This window comes from Kribbella sp. NBC_00662, assembly GCF_041430295.1.
Classification (GTDB): domain Bacteria; phylum Actinomycetota; class Actinomycetes; order Propionibacteriales; family Kribbellaceae; genus Kribbella.
The window spans coordinates 7,867,860-7,885,473 of the sequence record NZ_CP109029.1; the positions used below are offsets into that span (position 1 = coordinate 7,867,860).

Annotated in this window: 15 protein-coding genes and 1 pseudogene; 4 read left to right on the forward strand and 12 right to left on the reverse strand. The window is 68.9% G+C overall.

Annotated features, from left to right (window positions below):
* Window positions 1-13: 13 nt before the first annotated feature.
* The gene (locus tag OHA10_RS38695; protein WP_371403747.1) at window positions 14-1,483 is read left to right on the forward strand and encodes a glycoside hydrolase family 3 protein; all 1,470 of its coding nucleotides are present in this window, start codon (window positions 14-16) and stop codon (window positions 1,481-1,483) included.
* Window positions 1,480-2,610: an N-acetylglucosamine-6-phosphate deacetylase gene (gene nagA, locus OHA10_RS38700; RefSeq protein WP_371403748.1), complete on the forward strand. Its 1,131-nt coding sequence runs from the start codon at window positions 1,480-1,482 to the stop codon at window positions 2,608-2,610. The genes OHA10_RS38695 and nagA overlap by 4 nt, the downstream gene beginning before the upstream one ends.
* Here nagA and OHA10_RS38705 read toward each other — a convergent pair.
* From OHA10_RS38705 to OHA10_RS38730, 6 genes are all read right to left on the reverse strand, one after another.
* Window positions 2,603-2,839: a hypothetical protein gene (locus tag OHA10_RS38705; protein WP_371403749.1), complete on the reverse strand. Its 237-nt coding sequence runs from the start codon at window positions 2,837-2,839 to the stop codon at window positions 2,603-2,605. The genes nagA and OHA10_RS38705 overlap by 8 nt on opposite strands.
* Window positions 2,836-4,425 (reverse strand): citramalate synthase, encoded by a 1,590-nt coding sequence (gene cimA, locus OHA10_RS38710; protein WP_371403750.1) that lies wholly within the window; start codon window positions 4,423-4,425, stop codon window positions 2,836-2,838. Before cimA ends, OHA10_RS38705 begins: the two co-directional genes overlap by 4 nt.
* A gap of 214 nt (window positions 4,426-4,639) precedes the next feature.
* Entirely contained in the window at window positions 4,640-5,038 is a 399-nt protein-coding gene (locus OHA10_RS38715) for a hypothetical protein (protein ID WP_371403751.1), read from the reverse strand.
* A 124-nt stretch (window positions 5,039-5,162) separates the two neighbouring features.
* On the reverse strand, window positions 5,163-6,245 hold the full coding sequence (locus tag OHA10_RS38720) for a branched-chain amino acid aminotransferase (RefSeq protein WP_371403752.1): 1,083 nt from the start codon (window positions 6,243-6,245) through the stop codon (window positions 5,163-5,165).
* 56 nt (window positions 6,246-6,301) lie between these two features.
* Window positions 6,302-7,351, reverse strand: a complete 1,050-nt coding sequence (locus tag OHA10_RS38725; RefSeq protein WP_371403753.1) for a 3-isopropylmalate dehydrogenase — start codon at window positions 7,349-7,351, stop codon at window positions 6,302-6,304.
* Window positions 7,348-7,503 carry a hypothetical protein gene (locus OHA10_RS38730; RefSeq protein WP_371403754.1) on the reverse strand — a complete coding sequence of 52 codons (156 nt, stop codon included), beginning with the start codon at window positions 7,501-7,503 and terminating at the stop codon, window positions 7,348-7,350. The genes OHA10_RS38725 and OHA10_RS38730 overlap by 4 nt, the downstream gene beginning before the upstream one ends.
* A 145-nt stretch (window positions 7,504-7,648) precedes the next feature.
* Here OHA10_RS38730 and OHA10_RS38735 point away from each other — a divergent pair, with 145 nt between their 5' ends.
* Window positions 7,649-8,215 (forward strand): class I SAM-dependent methyltransferase, encoded by a 567-nt coding sequence (locus OHA10_RS38735; protein WP_363877812.1) that lies wholly within the window; start codon window positions 7,649-7,651, stop codon window positions 8,213-8,215.
* Window positions 8,216-8,329: 114 nt separating this feature from the next.
* On the opposite strand, the gene serA is transcribed toward OHA10_RS38735, so the two are convergent.
* The 6 genes and pseudogenes from serA to ilvD form a co-directional block, all read right to left on the reverse strand.
* The gene (serA, locus tag OHA10_RS38740; RefSeq protein ID WP_371403755.1) at window positions 8,330-9,937 is read right to left on the reverse strand and encodes a phosphoglycerate dehydrogenase; all 1,608 of its coding nucleotides are present in this window, start codon (window positions 9,935-9,937) and stop codon (window positions 8,330-8,332) included.
* Window positions 9,938-10,055: 118 nt separating this feature from the next.
* Window positions 10,056-11,243, reverse strand: a complete 1,188-nt coding sequence (locus OHA10_RS38745) for a serine protease (protein ID WP_371403756.1) — start codon at window positions 11,241-11,243, stop codon at window positions 10,056-10,058.
* 125 nt (window positions 11,244-11,368) lie between these two features.
* Window positions 11,369-12,388, reverse strand: a complete 1,020-nt coding sequence (ilvC, locus tag OHA10_RS38750; protein ID WP_371408040.1) for a ketol-acid reductoisomerase — start codon at window positions 12,386-12,388, stop codon at window positions 11,369-11,371.
* A gap of 219 nt (window positions 12,389-12,607) precedes the next feature.
* Window positions 12,608-13,111 (reverse strand): annotated as a pseudogene (gene ilvN, locus OHA10_RS38755) (acetolactate synthase small subunit); the annotation flags it as partial.
* Window positions 13,112-14,863 (reverse strand): acetolactate synthase large subunit, encoded by a 1,752-nt coding sequence (locus tag OHA10_RS38760; protein ID WP_371403757.1) that lies wholly within the window; start codon window positions 14,861-14,863, stop codon window positions 13,112-13,114.
* Between the two features lie 296 nt (window positions 14,864-15,159).
* A complete protein-coding gene (ilvD, locus tag OHA10_RS38765) occupies window positions 15,160-16,827 on the reverse strand; it encodes a dihydroxy-acid dehydratase (RefSeq protein WP_371403758.1) in 1,668 nt (555 codons plus the stop codon).
* Window positions 16,828-16,893: 66 nt separating this feature from the next.
* Between ilvD and OHA10_RS38770 the strand changes: the two genes are divergently transcribed.
* Window positions 16,894-17,613 (forward strand): trans-aconitate 2-methyltransferase, encoded by a 720-nt coding sequence (locus OHA10_RS38770; RefSeq protein WP_371403759.1) that lies wholly within the window; start codon window positions 16,894-16,896, stop codon window positions 17,611-17,613.
* The last annotated feature ends 1 nt before the right edge of the window (window position 17,614 follow it).

The window sequence follows — 17,614 nt, forward strand, 5'->3', positions numbered from 1 at the left end:
CCTGGAGGATGTAGTGAACGCAGAGCTCAACCGGCTCGCCCATGGTGTGCTGTTCCCGGCGCTCGGCCGGCCCTCGGTCCCGAACTGGGTTCCGTCGCGGATCGGGGCCGGCCTCGGCGGGTTCGTGATCTTCGGCAGGGACACCGTCGACGGGCCGCAGTTCCGGCAGTTGGCGGCTCAGCTGCACGGTCTGCGCGATCACGTGTTGCTGTCGATCGACGAAGAGGGCGGTGATGTCAGTCGGATCGCCGATCTCGGTGGCTTCTCGATGCCGGGTAACCGCGCGCTGGGCGAGTTGAACGACGTGGAGCTGACCCGGCAGGCGGCGTTCCAGATCGGGCTGTCGCTGGTCGAGGCCGGGATCGATTGGGACCTGGCTCCGGCAGTGGACACGGCAGTCAACCCGATGAGCCCGAACGGGATCCGTTGCTTCGGCGCGGATCGTGAGCTGGTCAGCCGGCATACGGCCGCTTGGGTGGCGGGGCTGCAGGCGGCGGGGGTCAGTGCGTGTGCCAAGCATTACCCGGGGCACGGCATGAGCGGGACCGATGCGCATCTCGCGACGCCGCTGGTCGACGTTTCCCGGGAGGAGTTGCTGGCGAGCTACCTCGATCCGTTCCGTGCGGCGATCGAGGCCGGAGTCGACAGCATCATGGTGTCGCACGATCTGGTGCCGCAGGTGGACGACGTACCGGCGACGATCAGCAAGGTGCTGCTGACGGACATCCTGCGGGGTGAGCTCGGGTACGACGGGGTGGTGATCACGGACGCGCTCGAGATGTACGGGATCGCGGACGTGGCGCCGCTGCCGGAGGCCGCCGTACGGGCGATCGAGGCTGGGGCTGACGCGCTGTGTCTGGGGTCTTGGGCGTTCCTCGACGACGTCGATGTGGCGGCGGCCGCGTTGGTCGATGCGGTCGAGAGCGGTCGGTTGCCGTTGGAGCGGTTGGAGGAGGCGAACGAGCGGTTGGCTCGGCTCGGGACGCGGCCGAAGGCGGATGTGGCGGAGCGGGACAACGAGTTGGGCGTGCGGTTGGCCGAGCAGGTCGTCGTGACGCATGGGGATCCGCGGGTGCGGAGTGACGCCGTACTGATCATCCGGTTGGAGCCGACGCACTCGCCAGCCGCCGGGTCGTCCGGGTGGGGCGTGGAGACGTTGCTGCGCGATGCGGGGAAGGTTGTCGAGAGCATCGGGTTGTCGGGGTCGACGTACAACGGACCGGGGATGGCGCGGGCCGGGGTGGGTGAGTTCCGGTCGGAGTACGGCGCTGACAGTCAGGTGGTGCTGCTGGTCCGTGGGGCGCATCGCTTCGACTGGCAGGAGAAACTGATCGGCGAACTGCAGACCCAACACCCGGACATGATCGTCGTCGACATGGGCGTCCCCGGCGTCGACTACTCAGGCTTCGCCGGCTGGCTCCAAACCTTCGGCAGCGCCCGAGTCTGCGCAGAAGCAGCAGCCCGCCATCTCTTGGCCCCGTGATCACCTTCGTCAATGCGCGCCTCTGCACACCAGAACCAACCGAAGGCTGGCTCCAGGTCGAGGACGGGCGGATAGCCGCCCTCGGCCAGGGGCGACCACCCATGACCCAGCAGCTTGTCGACGTCGGGCATGGGTGGTTGCTGCCGGGGTTTGTTGATACGCATTGTCACGGGGGTGGTGGGGCGGCGCTGTACTCCGGTGAGGTGGCGGATGTTGTGCGGGCGGCTCGCAGTCATCTCGAGCACGGGACCACGAGTCTGATTGCGTCGGTGGCGACGATGCGGCTCGATCGGATGATCGAGGCTGCGTCGGCGGTTGCCCGCGCGGTGGCGAGCGGGGCGGCGCCGAACATTCGCGGGATTCACCTGGAAGGGCCGTTCTTGTCGCAGCGGCGGCGTGGGGCGCAGACGGCGGATGCGTTGCTCGAGCCTGATGAGAGGGTGTTTGAGGAGTTGATCGCGGCCGCCGGTGGGCTCGCGATGGCGATGACGATTGCGCCTGAGTTGCCGGGGGCGATCGAGTTGATCGGGCGGCATCGGGACGAGATCACGTTTGCGGTCGGGCATACCGATGACGACGGGACCTGGACCCGGCGGGCGTTCGACGCCGGGGCGCGGACCGCGACGCATCTGTTCAACGCGATGCCTCCGATGACGCACCGGCAGCCTGGTCCGGTCGGCGCTGCACTGACGGACGACCGCATAGCGTGCGAACTGATTGCCGACGGCACCCACCTCTCACCCGAGGCCCTGACGGTCGCGACCCGGACCGCCGGCCCCGACCGGACCATCCTCGTCACCGACGCGATGGCGGCGACCGGCTTGGGCGACGGCGAGTACTCGTACGCCGACCGCCACGTCCACGTCCGCAACGGCGTCGCCACGTTGCGCGGCACCGACACCCTGGCCGGCTCCGTCCACTTCCTCGCCGACGCACTCGCGACCGCCGCACGCATCCTCGGTGTCGAAGTCCCACAAGCTGCCCGGCTGGTAGCGAGCAACGCAGCCCGCCACTACGGCTGGCACGACCGCGGAACGCTTGCCACCGGCAACGTAGCCGACCTGGTCCTGCTCTCGCCGGACCTCACCGTAGAAGCCGTCTATCTGGCAGGTGCCGAGGTCAGCTGACCGCGACCTCCAGCACCCCGATCACCTTCTCCAGCCGCGCCGCCACCCGCCCGGCGTCGAATCCATTGCCCTCGACAACGATCCGCAGCTCACCCCGGTCCAGCGACAGCTCGAGCTCACGTACGTCGTACGGATTCAGCAGTACGGCGATCCGCGCCAGCATGCCGCCGGTCTCGACCACCTCGGCGGTGAAGACCGTCATCGTTCGCTCGACCGCGAGCAGACTCATCGTGCGACCTCCTTGTGGCGCAGCAGACCGAACGTGACACCGTCGACCAGCGCCTCCCACGACGCCTCGACGATGTTGTGACCGACCCCGACCGTCACCCACGAGCCCTCGCCGTCCGCGGTCTCGATCAGGACTCTGATAACGGCGTCCGTGCCATGACCCGAGTCGAGGATGCGGACCTTGTAGTCGACCAGCTCGAACTTGTTCACCACCGGGTACGCCCGCTCGATCGCCGTCCGCAGCGCATGGTCGAGCGCGTTGACCGGACCGTTCCCCTCCCCCGTCACGATCTCCCGCTCGCCGCCCGCGACCAGCTTCACCGTCGACTCGGACACCGCCTCGCCGTCGGCGCGCGACTCGGTGATCACCCGCCACGACTCGACGTCGAAGAACGATGCCCGCTTCCCGGTGACCTCTTCGGTCAGCAGCAGCGAGAACGACGCGTCCGCCGCCTCGAACGTGTACCCGCGCGACTCCATCTCCTTCACCCGCTCGGTCACCCGGCTGACCACGTCCCGGTCGTTACCGAGGTCGAACCCGAGCTCGCGGCCCTTCAGCTCGACACTCGCCCGCCCGGCCATCTCCGACACCAGCATCCGCATGTCGTTGCCGACCAGCGCCGGATCAGTGTGCTGGTAGAGATCCGGGTCCACCTTGATCGCGCTGGCATGCAGGCCCGCCTTGTGGGCGAACGCGGACAGGCCCACGTACGGCTGCCGGGTCGACGGCGGCACGTTCGTGACTTCGGCGATCGCGTGCGCGATCCGGAACGACTCGGCCAGGTTCCCCGGCGGCAGCAGTTCGTGCTCGCGCTTCAGTTCGAGGTTGGCGACGATCGCCAGCAGGTCGGCGTTGCCGGTGCGCTCGCCGTACCCGTTGATCGTGCCCTGGACGTGCGTGACGCCGGCTTCGACAGCGGCGATCGAGTTCGCCACCGCGCAGCCGGCGTCGTTGTGGCAGTGGATGCCGAGCCGGGCCCCGGTGGAATCGAGAACATCCCGGACGACGTCCTGCAACTCCCGCGGCAAGGTCCCGCCGTTGGTGTCGCAGAGCGCGACCACATCGGCCCCGGCCTCGACGGCTACCCGTACTACTTCCAGCGCGTACGCCCGGTTGGCGCGGTACCCGTCGAAGAAGTGCTCGGTGTCGAGGAAGACCCGCTGACCGTGCTCGCGCAGATGCCTGACGGTGTCGGCGACCATGCGGAGGTTCTCGTCGAGCGTCGTCCGCAGCGCGCGCTCGACATGCGCATCGTGGCTCTTGGCAACGAGCGTGACGACGCCGGCGCCGGAGTCACGCAGCGCGGCGACCTGCGGGTCGTCGGCGGCCGCGGTCTGCGGCTTGCGGGTCGCGCCGAAGGCCGCGAACGTCGCGTTCTTCAGGTGCAGCTCGGTCCGCGCCCGCTCGAAGAACTCGGTGTCCTTGGGCACCGCACCCGGCCAGCCGCCCTCGATGAACCCGACCCCCAGCTCGTCCAGGTACTGCGCGATCACGATCTTGTCGGCCACGGACAGCGCCAGCCCCTCCTGCTGCGCGCCATCGCGAAGAGTCGTGTCGTAGACGTGGAAATCGTCCGAGATGCTCATAGGGGGCCGGCCTTCCAGAAGGGGTGTTGGGCAAACAAAAAACCTCCCGCAAAGTGCGAGAGGTCTGCGCGCTCAGGTACAGCTTGCTGAGCGCGCCTAGGGAATAATGCCCTGGTAGTTCTTCATGACGTTTTGCAGTCTGCCACACAATGTCCGAACGATGGCGTGACTGTCTCGCATCACGAACATTCAGTACTCCGGCGCGTACTGGAGTTCAGGCCGTAAGGGACCATCCGGGATCGTCCCAGGCGGTGTAGAAGTCTTCGCGTGACAAAGGCCGCAATCCCCACTCCTCGCGGTCGAGGGCCTGGTCGGTGAGCATGCCCTCGTCGTCCTCGAGCCGCTGCCACCAGTACCGGGTGACCTCGCCGTCCTCGCCCGACCCGAGCTGCCGGATCACGACCCACTCGCGCTCGTGCCAGACCGCCTCGTAGAGCCAGTCGGTCCCGTGGTCGTCGACGACCGCGCCGTACGTCCGCGGCGCCGTACCGCGATCGAGATCCCGGATCAGCTCGACCGTCGCCCGGATCGCGGCCGCCGTCTCGTCCGACCATCCCCGACGCTCGGCCAGCTCGACGTAGTAACCCTCGACCTCATCCGGAAACCCGCTCATGCCGCCCGACCCTACCGAACCGAGGTTGCCGGCAGCGACCACCGGTCCAGGCAGCACACCTGAGAAGATCCTGTGAAACAGCAGTGGCCCGGCACCGTTGCGCCGGGCCACCAACCGAAACCACTCAGACGATGCGGGTCATCCAGCCGTGCGGATCCGCGGCGCGGCCGTACTGGACGTCCAGCAGAGCGCTGCGGACGGCCGCGGTGACCGGGCCGCCGTTGCCGTCGCCGATCTGGGTCTCGCCGTCCTTCCACTTGAGCGAGGCGACCGGGGTGACGACCGCGGCGGTGCCGCAGGCGAACACCTCCTTGACCTTGCCGGAGGCCGCGCCCTCGCGCCACTCGTCGACCGAGATCTTGCGCTCGGTGACGGTGTAGCCGAGGTCGGTGACGAGCTTCAGGATCGAGTCCCGGGTGACGCCCTCGAGGATCGTGCCGGACAGCTCCGGCGTGACGACGGTGTTGTCGTCGAGGACGAAGTACAGGTTCATCCCGCCGAGCTCCTCGACCCACTTCTTCTCGACCGCGTCGAGGAACGCGACCTGGTCGCAGCCCTCCTCGATCGCCTCGGCCTGGGCGAGCAACGAGGAGGCGTAGTTGCCGCCGGTCTTCGCCGCGCCGGTGCCGCCGGGGGCCGCCCGCGTGTACTCCTCGCTCAGCCAGATCCGGACCGGCTTCACGCCCTTCGCGAAGTACGAGCCGGCCGGCGACGCGATCAGGCAGTACGTCACGTGGCTGGACGGACGGACGCCGAGGAACGGGTCGGAGCCGAACATGAACGGCCGCAGGTACAGCGAGGTCTCGCCGCCGCCGGGCACCCAGGCCTTGTCGAGCTCGACCAGCTGGTGCAGCGAGTCGAGGAAGACCTCGGTCGGCAGCTCGGGCAGCGCGAGGCGCTGCGCGGACCGCTGGAACCGGGCCGCGTTGGCCTCGGGCCGGAACAGGTGGATCGAGTCGTCGGGATGCCGGTAGGCCTTCATCCCTTCGAAGATCGTCTGGGCGTAGTGGAACACCGCGGTCGCGGGAGACAGCTCCAGCGGTCCGAAGGCGGTGATCCGCGCGTCGTGCCAGCCCTTCTCGGCCGTCCAGGTGGCGATCGCCATGTGGTCGGAGAAGTACTGCCCGAATCCCGGGTTCGCCAGGATCTGGGCGCGCTGGTCGTCGCTGGCCGGTGTGGTGGTTGGCTCAACGGTGAACTCGCTCATAGCCGCACCGTACCTCTCGACCAACTGGTCATGCGAGCGTCGTACGCCGGCACGGGTCAGCCCGCCGCGCGCTTGGCGATGGCGTCACCGATCTCCGAGGTACTGCGGGCCGCGCCCGTGCGCTCCTCGATGTCCGCCTCGACGGCTGCCTCGATCGCGCGGGCGGCCTCGGTCAGGCCGAGGTGCTCGCACAGCAACGACGCGGAGAGGATCGCCGCGGTCGGGTCGGCCTTCTGCTGGCCGGCGATGTCCGGCGCGGAGCCGTGCACCGGCTCGAACATGCTCGGCGCGGTCCGGTCCGGGTTGATGTTGCCGCTCGCGGCCAGCCCGATCCCGCCGCTGATCGCGGCCGCCAGGTCGGTGATGATGTCGCCGAACAGGTTGTCGGTGACGATCACGTCGAACCGGGCCGGGTCGGTGACCAGGAAGATCGTCGCCGCGTCCACGTGCAGGTAGTCGACGGTGATCTCCGGGAACTCCTCGGCGACCTTGTCGACGGTCCGCTTCCAGAGGTGACCGGCGTGCACGAGCACGTTGTTCTTGTGCACCAGCGTCAGCTTCTTGCGCGGCCGGGCCTGCGCGCGGGCGAACGCGTCGCGGACGACCCGCTCAACGCCGTACGCCGTGTTGACCGACACCTCGGTCGCGATCTCGGCCGGGGTGCCGACCCGGAGAGCGCCGCCGTTGCCGACGTACGGACCCTCGGTGCCTTCGCGGACGACGACGAAGTCGACCTCACCGGGGTTGGCCAGCGGGGAGCCGACCGACGGGTAGATCTTCGACGGCCGCAGGTTCACGTAGTGGTCGAGGGTGAAGCGGAGCTTGAGCAGCAGACCACGCTCGAGTACGCCGGACGGCACGCTCGGGTCGCCGACCGCGCCGAGCAGGATCGCGTCGTGCTTGCGGATCTCCTCCAGCTCGGCGTCCGGCAGCGTCTCACCGGTGGCGTGCCAGCGCTTCGCGCCGAGGTCGTACTCGGTCCGCTCGAACGTCACGCCGTGCTGCGCGGCTACCGCGTCGAGGACCTTGAGGGCCTCGGTGGTGACCTCGGGTCCGATCCCGTCACCGGGAACGACGGCCAGCGTGAAGTTCTTGTTCTCGCTCACTTCTTGGGTTCTCCCCCATTGTCACGGCGGTTCATGGCCTCTTGGACAGCCTTGACCTCGTCACCGGCCGGGCGGACGGTACGGCGACGGCGGGCCGCCTTCCGCTCCCGGGCATCGATCGCGGGCCAGTTGGCTGGATACATGTCGTACATGCGCTGCTCCCAAATATGTCGTGGGCGGCAGGATGCGCACGAATTTACTCGCACGTCCGACTATTTCACCACTATGCGGGCAGCTTGTCCCGGAATGTGAGATCCCGGTGCTGGTCCTGGGCCTGACCTGTGCAACTCTCAGCCGGTGAGCGCTCCTCCAGAACTGCCGCCGCTGGTTTCGGCGGCCCTCAGCCTGTCCGGCCGGCGTGGATTCGTCAGCTCCACCCGGAACGAGACCGGCCGGCTGCTCGCCGCGCTCGCCGCGTCCAAGACCGGTCTGCTCGGTGAGCTCGGCACGGGCTGCGGGGTCGGCTCGGCCTGGCTGCGCAGCGGCGCCGGGGAGTCGACGAACATCGTCACCGCGGAGAGCGATCCGCAACTGGCGCAGGCCGTCGCGGAGCTGTTCGCCGCCGACGAGCGGATCGAGGTCGTCTCGGCGGACTGGACCGCGCTGATCGAGCGCGGACCGTTCGCGCTGCTGTTCGTGGACGCGCGCGAGGCCAAGCTGTCGGCCCGCGACATCATCGCGGACGTGGTCGAGCCCGGCGGCTTCGTCGTACTGGACGACTTCACGCCGTCAGCGGTCTGGCCGCCGATGTACGAGGGCCGCGTCGACACGCTCCGCCAGGAGTGGCTCATGGACAAGCGCTTCACGACCGTCGAGGTGATGGTCGCCCCCGACGCCGCCGTACTCCTCGCCACCCGGCACTAGAAGACCCGGCACCAGGAACAGAAGCGGGCCCGGGCTATTGAGCCCGGGCCCTTGTCAGCCGCCATGCGCCTGCGGGCGGCTGACCGCCTCCAGTAAATCAGTCGTTCGTGTGACTCAGGCCTCGAGGTCCACGGTGCGGGCCGTGTCGGCCTGGACCGCGACGGCGATGTCGTCCAGCACGTTCGGCGCGATCTTCGAGTCGACCGACAGCGCGACCAGGGCCTTGCCGCCCTTGCGGTCACGGCTGACCTGCATGCCGGCGATGTTCACATCGGCGTCGCCGAGGATGCGGCCGATCTGGCCGACCGCGCCCGGACGGTCCTCGTAGGTGAGGAAGGCCAGGTGCGCGGCGAGCTCGATCTCGACGTCGTACCCGTCGATCTCCACCAGCCGCTCCGACTGCCGTACGCCGACCAGCGTGCCAGAGACCGAGACCTGGACACCGTCGGCGAGCGTGCCGCGCAGCGTGATCAGGTTGCGGTGCTCGGGGCTGTCGTGGTCGGTGACGAGCCGGACCTCGAGGCCCCGCTCGGCCGCCAGCAGCGGTGCGTTCACGTACGAGACGTTGTCCTCGACGACATCCGCGAAGACACCCTTCAGCGCCGCGAGCTCGAGCACCTTCACGTCGTACTGCGTGATCTCGCCGCGCACCTCGACGTCGAGCTGCTGCGCGACGCCACCGGCCAGCGCGGTGAAGATCCGGCCGAGCTTCTCGGTCAGCCCGATACCCGGGCGGACATCCTCGGCGATCACGCCGCCCTGGACGTTGACCGCGTCCGGGACCAGCTCGCCGGACAGCGCGAGGCGCACCGACTTCGCGACCGCGATACCGGCCTTCTCCTGGGCCTCGTCGGTGGACGCACCGAGGTGCGGGGTGACGACGACGTTCTCGAACTCGAACAGCGGCGAGTCGGTGCACGGCTCGCTCGCGAACACGTCCAGACCGGCGCCGGCGACGCGACCCTCCTTGAGGGCGCTGTAGAGCGCTTGCTCGTCGACGATGCCGCCGCGCGCCGCGTTCACGATGATGACCTCGGGCTTGACCTTGTGCAGCTGCTCGTCGCCGATCAGGCCGATCGTCTCCGGGGTCTTCGGCAGGTGCACCGAGATGAAGTCACTGGTTGCCAGCAGCTCGTCCAGCGTGGCGAGCCGGACGCCCATCTGCGCGGCCCGGCCGGCCTGCACGTACGGGTCGTAGGCGATCACGTTCATGCCGAAGGCGGCCAGCCGCTGCGCGACCAGGACGCCGATCTTGCCGAGGCCGACGATGCCGACGGTCTTCTCGAACAGCTCGACGCCGGAGTACTTGCTGCGCTTCCACTCGCCCTTCTTGAGCGACTCGTTCGCGGCCGGGACGCGGCGCGCGGACGCCAGCAGCAGCGCGACCGCCAGCTCGGCGGCGCTGGTGATGTTGGAGGTCGGCGCGTTGACGACCATCACGCCGGCCTGGGTGGCGGCCTTCACGTCGACGTTGTCGAGGCCGACGCCGGCGCGGGCGACGACCTTCAGCTTCTTCGCGGCGGCGAGCGCCTCGGCGTCGACCTTGGTGGCGCTGCGGATCAGGATGGCGTCGACGTCGGCGATGGCCGGGATCAGCTCGGCGCGGTCGGCGCCGTTCGCGTGCCGGATCTCGAAGTCGGGGCCGAGCGCCTCGACGGTGGCCGGGCTGAGCTCTTCGGCGATCAGGACGACGGGCCGGGTTACGTCAGTCAGGGATGACATGGAGGGATCTCCTGCAGAAGCGGTAGGGGCTCATGATCTACAGAGCACCGCGCTGTGCCCGCTGAGGCCCAGCCTACCTCCTCCGGTCGCAGAGTGTGGTGGGCACCCAGATAGCGGGCTAGTCGGTGTCGCAGCTGACCGGGGTCGCCATCGGCACGGTCCGGTCGATCAGCAGCTTGCCGTCCACCCGGACCAGCTGGAAGCGCACGTCGAGCCGGTTGCAGTTCTGGCCGTCCGCACCCTTGGCGGTCGGCGCGAACAGGACGTTGTACGACATCCGCGCGTACGCGCCGTCCGGAGCCACGTCGGTGAGCTTCGGATTGAAGAAGTACGTCGTCTGGTGGTTGGTCCGATCCCGGTCCTCGGTCATGCCCTTGGCGTATCTGGCCGAGTACAGCGACTGCAGCCTGGGGAAGTCCTGCTGGTTCTCCAGGGTCACGTAGTTGCCGAGCAGCCGCTGCACCTCGACGTTCAGCGGCGTCCCGGCGACCTGCAGCGCCGGCTGGACCGCGATCTGCGGACCGCGCGAATGGGGGCAGTCGCCGGCCGTCGCGACGGTGAGGCCCGCCGGCGCCACCGCGACGTACCCGCGGAGGTTCTCGAGCGGGACGATCGCGCTGGCCTGCACCGTGGCGCCGGTGACGAGCCCGATCAGGCTGCCGGACTTGTCGACGACCGGGCCGCCGAGCTTGGCCGTGTTCATGACCTCGCTCAGGGCCCTCGGGTCGTCCGTCGAGCCGACCTGGTTGATCGTCTGCTTGCCCGCGGCGGTGTAACCGATCAGAGCGCGCTGCGCCTTCGGGTCGGGATCGGCGGCCGCGAGGTGCATCGGCGTACCGTCGAGGCCGATCGACTGCAGTACGGCGACGCCGTCCGAGCTGGTTCCCAGCAGGTTGGCCCGCCGGATCCGGCCGTCCTCCGTCACGATCACGATCGACCTCGGGTTCGCAACCGCCGACGCCGCGGTCAGGACCCGCCCGTTGTCGATCAGTACGCCGGATGCCTCGCCGGTCGAACCGCAGGTCGTCGCGAGCACCCGGACCACCGCCGGACCGGCAGATTTCAGTACTTCGTCGGTCTTGATGGCCAGGCGCTGCTCGTGGACGAACCAGCCCGCGCCCGCGCCGGCAGCGATGATCACCAGCAGTACGACGAACCCGGCCAGGATCCGGCCGAAGATCCACGGCCGCCGGGGCGGCGGCTGGGGCGCGGCACGGCGGCTGGGAGCCTCCAGATGGGTCAGCGAACCGGCGTTCGCGGGGATCCGCCGAGGCGGCCGCGGCAGCCCGTTCCTGCCGTCCTCCACCGCCGGTCACCTCCCCCGCAATCACCTGCCCGAACCACAACCGTCACACATTGTGTCAAAAGATGAGGCCCGGGCCATCCACCTGGATGGTCCGGGCCCCTCAGATCCTGCGGGGTACGCGGAGGTCAGCGGGCGGACGTGCCCTCGACGTAGTCGTCGTCGTGGGACTTGACCCAGGCCATCAGGCCGCGCAGTTCCTTGCCGACGGCCTCGATCGGGTGCGCCTCGCTCTGCTTGCGGAACTCGGCGAACTCCGGCGCGCCGGCGTCCTGGTCGGCGATGAAGCGGGCCGCGAAGGTGCCGTCGGTGATGTCGCCGAGGACCTCCTTCATGCGCTGCTTCACCGACGCGTCGATGATCCGCGGGCCGGACACGTAGTCGCCGTACTCGGCGGTGTCGGAGACCGACCAGCGCTGCTTGGCGATACCGCCTTCGTAGATCAGGTCGACGATCAGCTTGAGCTCGTGCAGGCACTCGAAGTACGCGACCTCGGGCTGGTAGCCGGCCTCGGTCAGCACCTCGAAGCCGTTCTGGATCAGCGCCGACACGCCACCGCAGAGGACGGCCTGCTCACCGAACAGGTCGGTCTCGGTCTCCTCGGTGAAGGTGGTCTTGATACCGCCGGCCCGCAGACCGCCGATGCCCTTCGCGTACGACAGCGCGAGGTCCCACGCCTTGCCGGTCGCGTCCTGCTCGACCGCTACCAGCACGGGTACGCCGCGGCCCTCGGTGTACTCACGGCGGACCAGGTGGCCCGGACCCTTCGGGGCGACCATGAACACGTCCACGCCGGCCGGGGGCTTGATGTAGCCGAACCGGATGTTGAAGCCGTGACCGAAGACGAGCGCGTCGCCGTCGACCAGGTTCGGCTCGATGGCCTCCTTGTAGAGCTTGCGCTGGGCCGGGTCCGGGGCGAGCACGACGATGACGTCGGCCTCCTCGACCGCCTCGGCCGGGGTGAGCACCCGCAGGCCCTGGGCCTCGGCCTTGGCCCGGCTCTTCGAACCCTCCGGCAGACCGACCCGGACGTCGACGCCGGAGTCGCGCAGCGAGAGCGCGTGGGCGTGGCCCTGGGAGCCGTAGCCGAGGACGGCCACGTGGCGGCCCTGGATCACCGACAGGTCGGCGTTGTCGTCGTAGAACATTTCAGCTGCCACTTGCGGCACTTCTCCATTCCATTGAGTTCTGGCCTTGCGGGCCATACTCCCCAGGTGGGGCGTTGAACGCGTTCAGTGTTGATTCGGTACGGCGGCGGCGGCTCGGCCTGGCGGCGGGCCCGGCACCGGGTGGTGAGAACGTTCGGCGGGTCGTGCCTGCACTGTCGGGGGTCCCGACTGGACGTGCGGCGGCGGCACCGGGACCGGCCGCAGCGTGCGGTCGGAGATGGAGCGGCTGCCCCGGCCGATCGCCACCATGCCGGACTGCACCAGCTCGCGGACGCCGAAGGGTTCCAGCACCCGGAGCATGGCTTCGAGTTTCTCGGGATTGCCGGTCGCCTCGATCGTGATCGCGTCCGGTGCCACGTCCACCACCTTCGCACGGAACAGCTGGACGGTCTCCAGCACCTGTCCGCGGGTCAGGGTGTCCGCCTTCACCTTCACCAGCAGCAGTTCACGCTGAACCGTCTGGCTGGGCTCGAGTTCGACGATCTTGATCACGTTCACCAGCTTGTTCAGCTGCTTGGTGATCTGCTCCAGAGGCTGCTCGTCCACGCTGACCGCGATGGTCATCCGGGAAACCTCGGGGTGCTCGGTCGGACCGACCGCGAGCGAGTCGATGTTGAAGCCCCGCCGCGAGATCAACGCGGCCACCCGGGCCAGCACACCGTGCTTGTTCTCCACCAGGATGCTCAACGTGTGCTTGGACATCTACAGCTCCTCCCCGTCCCACTTCGGCGCCATGTCGCGGGCGATCTGGATGTCGTCGTTGCTGGTGCCGGCCGCGACCATCGGCCACACCATCGCGTCACGGTGAACGACGAAGTCCACGACGACCGGCTGGTCGGTGACCGACATCGCCTTGTCGATGGTGGCGTCGACGGAGTCCTTGTCCGAGCAGCGCAGCCCGACGCCGCCCATCGCCTCGGCCAGCTTGGCGAAGTCCGGGATCCGGGCCGAGTGCAGGTCGGTGTTGGAGTAACGCTTGTCGTAGAACAGCGTCTGCCACTGCCGGACCATGCCCAGCGACTGGTTGTTGATCACGGCAACCTTGATCGGGATGCCCTCCAGCGCGCAGGTGACGAGCTCCTGGTTGGTCATCTGGAAGCAGCCGTCGCCGTCGATCGCCCAGACGGTCTTGTCCGGCCGCGCGACCTTGGCGCCCATGGCGGCCGGCACGGCGTACCCCATCGTGCCGAGGCCGCCGGAGTTCAGCCAGTGCCGGGGCTTCTCGAACGGCAGGTAGTGCGCGGACCACATCTGGTGCTGGCCGACACCCGCGGTGTACACGGCGTCCGGTCCGGCGATCTTGCCGATCCGCTCGATCACGTACTGCGGGGACAGCGTGCCGTCCTCGGGTTCGTCGTACGCGACCGGGTACTTCGCGCGCACCGATTCGAGCTGGCTGCGCCAGGCGTCGTACGACGGGGTGCGGCCGGAGCTCGCGATCTCGGTCCGCAGCGCCGCGATCAGGTCGGTGATGACCTCCTTGCAGTCACCCACGATCGGGACGTCGGCGGCGCGGTTCTTGCCGATCTCGGCCGGGTCGATGTCGGCGTGGATGACCTTCGCCTCGGGCGCGAACGAGTCGAGCTTGCCGGTCACCCGGTCGTCGAACCGCGCGCCCAGCGTGATCAGCAGATCGGAGCGCTGCAGCGCGCCGACCGCGGACACCGAGCCGTGCATACCGGGCATCCCGAAGTGCAGCTCGTGGGTGTCCGGCAGCGCGCCGCGGGCCATCAGCGTGGTGACCACCGGAATACCGAGCAGCTCGGCGAGCTCCTTCAGCTCGGCGCTGGCCTGGGCCCGGATCACGCCGCCGCCGACGTACAGCACCGGCTTCTCGGCCGCTGCGATCAGGCGGGCCGCCTCGCGCACCTGCTTCGGGTGCGGGCGGGTCACCGGCCGGTAGCCGGGCAGCGCGAGCTCGGTCGGCCACTGGAAGTCGACGCCCTGGGTCTGCATCGCGTCCTTGGTCACGTCGACCAGCACCGGTCCGGGCCGGCCGGTCGAGGCGATGTGGAACGCCTCGGCGATCGTGGTGGCGATGTCGGCCGGGTCGGTCACCAGGAAGTTGTGCTTGGTGATCGGCATCGTGATGCCGCGGATGTCCGCCTCCTGGAAGGCGTCCGTGCCGATCGCGGCACCGGCCACCTGACCGGTGATCGCCACCATCGGCACCGAGTCCATGTAGGCGTCGGCGATCGGCGTCACCAGGTTGGTCGCGCCCGGGCCCGAGGTCGCCATGCACACGCCGGTCTTGCCCGACGCTGCGGCGTACCCCTGGGCGGCGTGGCCGGCGCCCTGCTCGTGACGTACCAGGATGTGGCGGATCTGGGTCGAGTCGAGCATCGGGTCGTACGCCGGGAGGATCGCGCCGCCCGGGATGCCGAAGACGGTGTCCACTCCGGCATGTTCCAGTGCGCGGATCAGAGCCTGTGCCCCGGTCAGCTGCTCACTCATGAGAGAGCCTTCCTGTCCTGTCACGAATTTTGCCCAAAGAAACGGTGCTGTCGCGACCGATCCATCCTCGCTTGTGGCTGTCGTCCTGGCTCTACTGGGTCACAGATAGTCGCCCTGGCAACAAAAAACCCCTTCGGCCGGGTTGGCTGAAGGGGCGCGCTCGACTCGGTGGTCGCGTCAGTCGGCGCGCCGCACAAGTACGAGGAGAATCGATCGCATGTAGGCATTATTCGCCCGCAGACCGCGACCGGGTCAAGTTGGGCGTCTCCGTGTCTCATCATTTGATACAGCCGTCCCTAGATGCAGACAGCTCCCTCGGACGCCGATCGGACCAGCCGCGTGTATTTCCCGAGCACGCCCTTGGTGATCGACGGCGTCTTGGGGGTCCAGCCCTGCTTGCGGCTCTCGAGTTCTTCCGGGCTGATGTGCAGGTCGAGCGTGCGGTTCGCGACGTCGAGCGTGATCCGGTCGCCGTCGCGGACGAACGCGATCGGCCCGCCGTCCACAGCCTCGGGCGCGACGTGTCCGACGCAGAGTCCCGTCGTACCGCCGGAGAAGCGGCCGTCGGTGAGCAGCAGCACGTCCTTGCCGAGGCCGGCGCCCTTGATCGCGCCGGTGACCGCGAGCATCTCGCGCATCCCCGGACCGCCCTTCGGTCCTTCGTAGCGGATCACGACCACATCGCCGGCGTTCAGATCCGGTACGGCGTCCATCGCGGCACGCTCGCCGTCGAACACGCGGGCGGTCCCCTCGAACACGTCCGAGTCGAAGCCGGCGCTCTTCACGACCGCGCCCTCGGGGGCGAGCGAGCCGTGCAGGATCGTGATGCCGCCGGTGTGGTGGATCGGCTTGTCGAGCGCGCGGATGATCGTGCCGTCGATGTCCGGCGGCGCGATGTCGGCCAGGTTCTCGGCCATCGTCTTGCCGGTGACGGTCAGGCAGTCTCCGTGCAGCAGGCCGGCGTCGAGGAGCGCCCGCATCACGACCGGGATCCCGCCGACTCGGTCCACGTCGGTCATCACGTACCGCCCGAACGGCTTGAGGTCACCGAGATGCGGAACCTTCTCGCCCACCCGGTTGAAGTCGGCCAGGGTCAGCTCGACCTCCGCCTCCCGAGCGATGGCCAGCAGATGCAGAACGGCATTCGTCGAACCTCCCAGCGCCATCACCACGGCGATGGCGTTCTCGAACGCCTCCTTGGTGAGGATCTGGCGGGCGGTGATGCCCTTCTGCAGCAGGCCGACCACGGCCTCGCCGGACTTGCGGGCGTACCCGTCGCGGCGGCGGTCGACGGCCGGCGGAGCGGCTGAGCCCGGCAGCGACATACCGAGAGCTTCGGCGGACGCGGCCATCGTGTTCGCGGTGTACATCCCGCCGCAGGCGCCCTCGCCAGGGCAGATCGCGCGCTCGACCGCGTCGACCTCGTCGCGCGTGATCAGGCCGCGGACGCAGGCGCCGACCGCCTCGAACGCGTCGATGATCGTGACGTCCTTGTCCCCGAGCCGGCCGGGCATGATCGAACCGGCGTACAGGAAGACACTTGCCAGATCCAGGCGCGCGGCCGCCATCAGCATGCCGGGCAGCGACTTGTCGCAACCGGCGAGCAGCACCGAGCCGTCGAGCCGCTCGGCCTCCATCACGGTCTCGACGGAGTCCGCGATGATCTCCCGGCTGACCAGCGAGTAGTGCATGCCGACGTGGCCCATCGAGATGCCGTCGGAGACGCTGATCGTGCCGAACTCGAGCGGATACCCACCGGCCGCGTGCACGCCCTCCTTGACGGCCTTGGCGAGCCGGTCGAGGGACAGGTTGCACGGGGTGATCTCGTTCCAGCTGGAGGCGACTCCGACCTGCGGCTTGGCCCAGTCGTCGTCACCCATCCCGACCGCCCGGAGCATGCCACGGCTGGCAGTGGCCTCCAGCCCATCGGTCACTGTCCGGCTACGGGGCTTCACATCGACCATGCGGTTCACTCTATGCCCGGGCTTAATTTCGTTGTCGTCTTCCCGGGCCGCTTCTAGCATTCGCGGGTGAGCGACGATCCGTACGGCGACGAACAGCTGGTGGAGTTGTACGACCTCGACAACCCTCCCGGTGATGACCATGCCTACTACCGCGCGCTGGCCTCCGGTGCCCGCAAGGTCGTGGACTTCGGCTGTGGCACGGGTCTGCTGACCCGCTCGCTCGTCGCGCCGGGTCGGGTGGTGGTCGGGATCGACCCGAGCGCCACGATGCTCGACTACGCACGTCGTCAGCCGGGTGCGGACGCAGTCACGTGGGTCGAGGGAGACTTCCGCGCCGTCGAGCCGACTCACGACGCCGACCTCGTGATCAGCACCGGCAACACCATCATGCACATCGGCAACCAGGCCGAGGTATTCAGCGCGCTCGCGGATGCGCTCCGGCCCGGCGGCGTGATCAGCTTCGAGTCGCGCAACCCGGCGGCCCGCGCGTGGGAGCAGTGGACCCGCGAGGCGACGTACGGCGAACGCGACACGACCGTCGGCCACCTGGTCGAATGGCTCGACCTGATCGAGGTCGCCGACGGCCGGGTGATCTTCGACGCCCACAACGTCTTCCCCGACGGCCACGACGCCGTCTACCGCAATACCCTGCACTTCCGCTCCCCCGAGTCAATCACCGCCGACCTCGCGGCCGCGGGCTTCACCGACATCACGATCCACAGCGGCTGGCAGCAGCAGCCACTGGCCGGCGACTCGCGCCTGCTGGTGGTTCACGCGACGAAGTAGG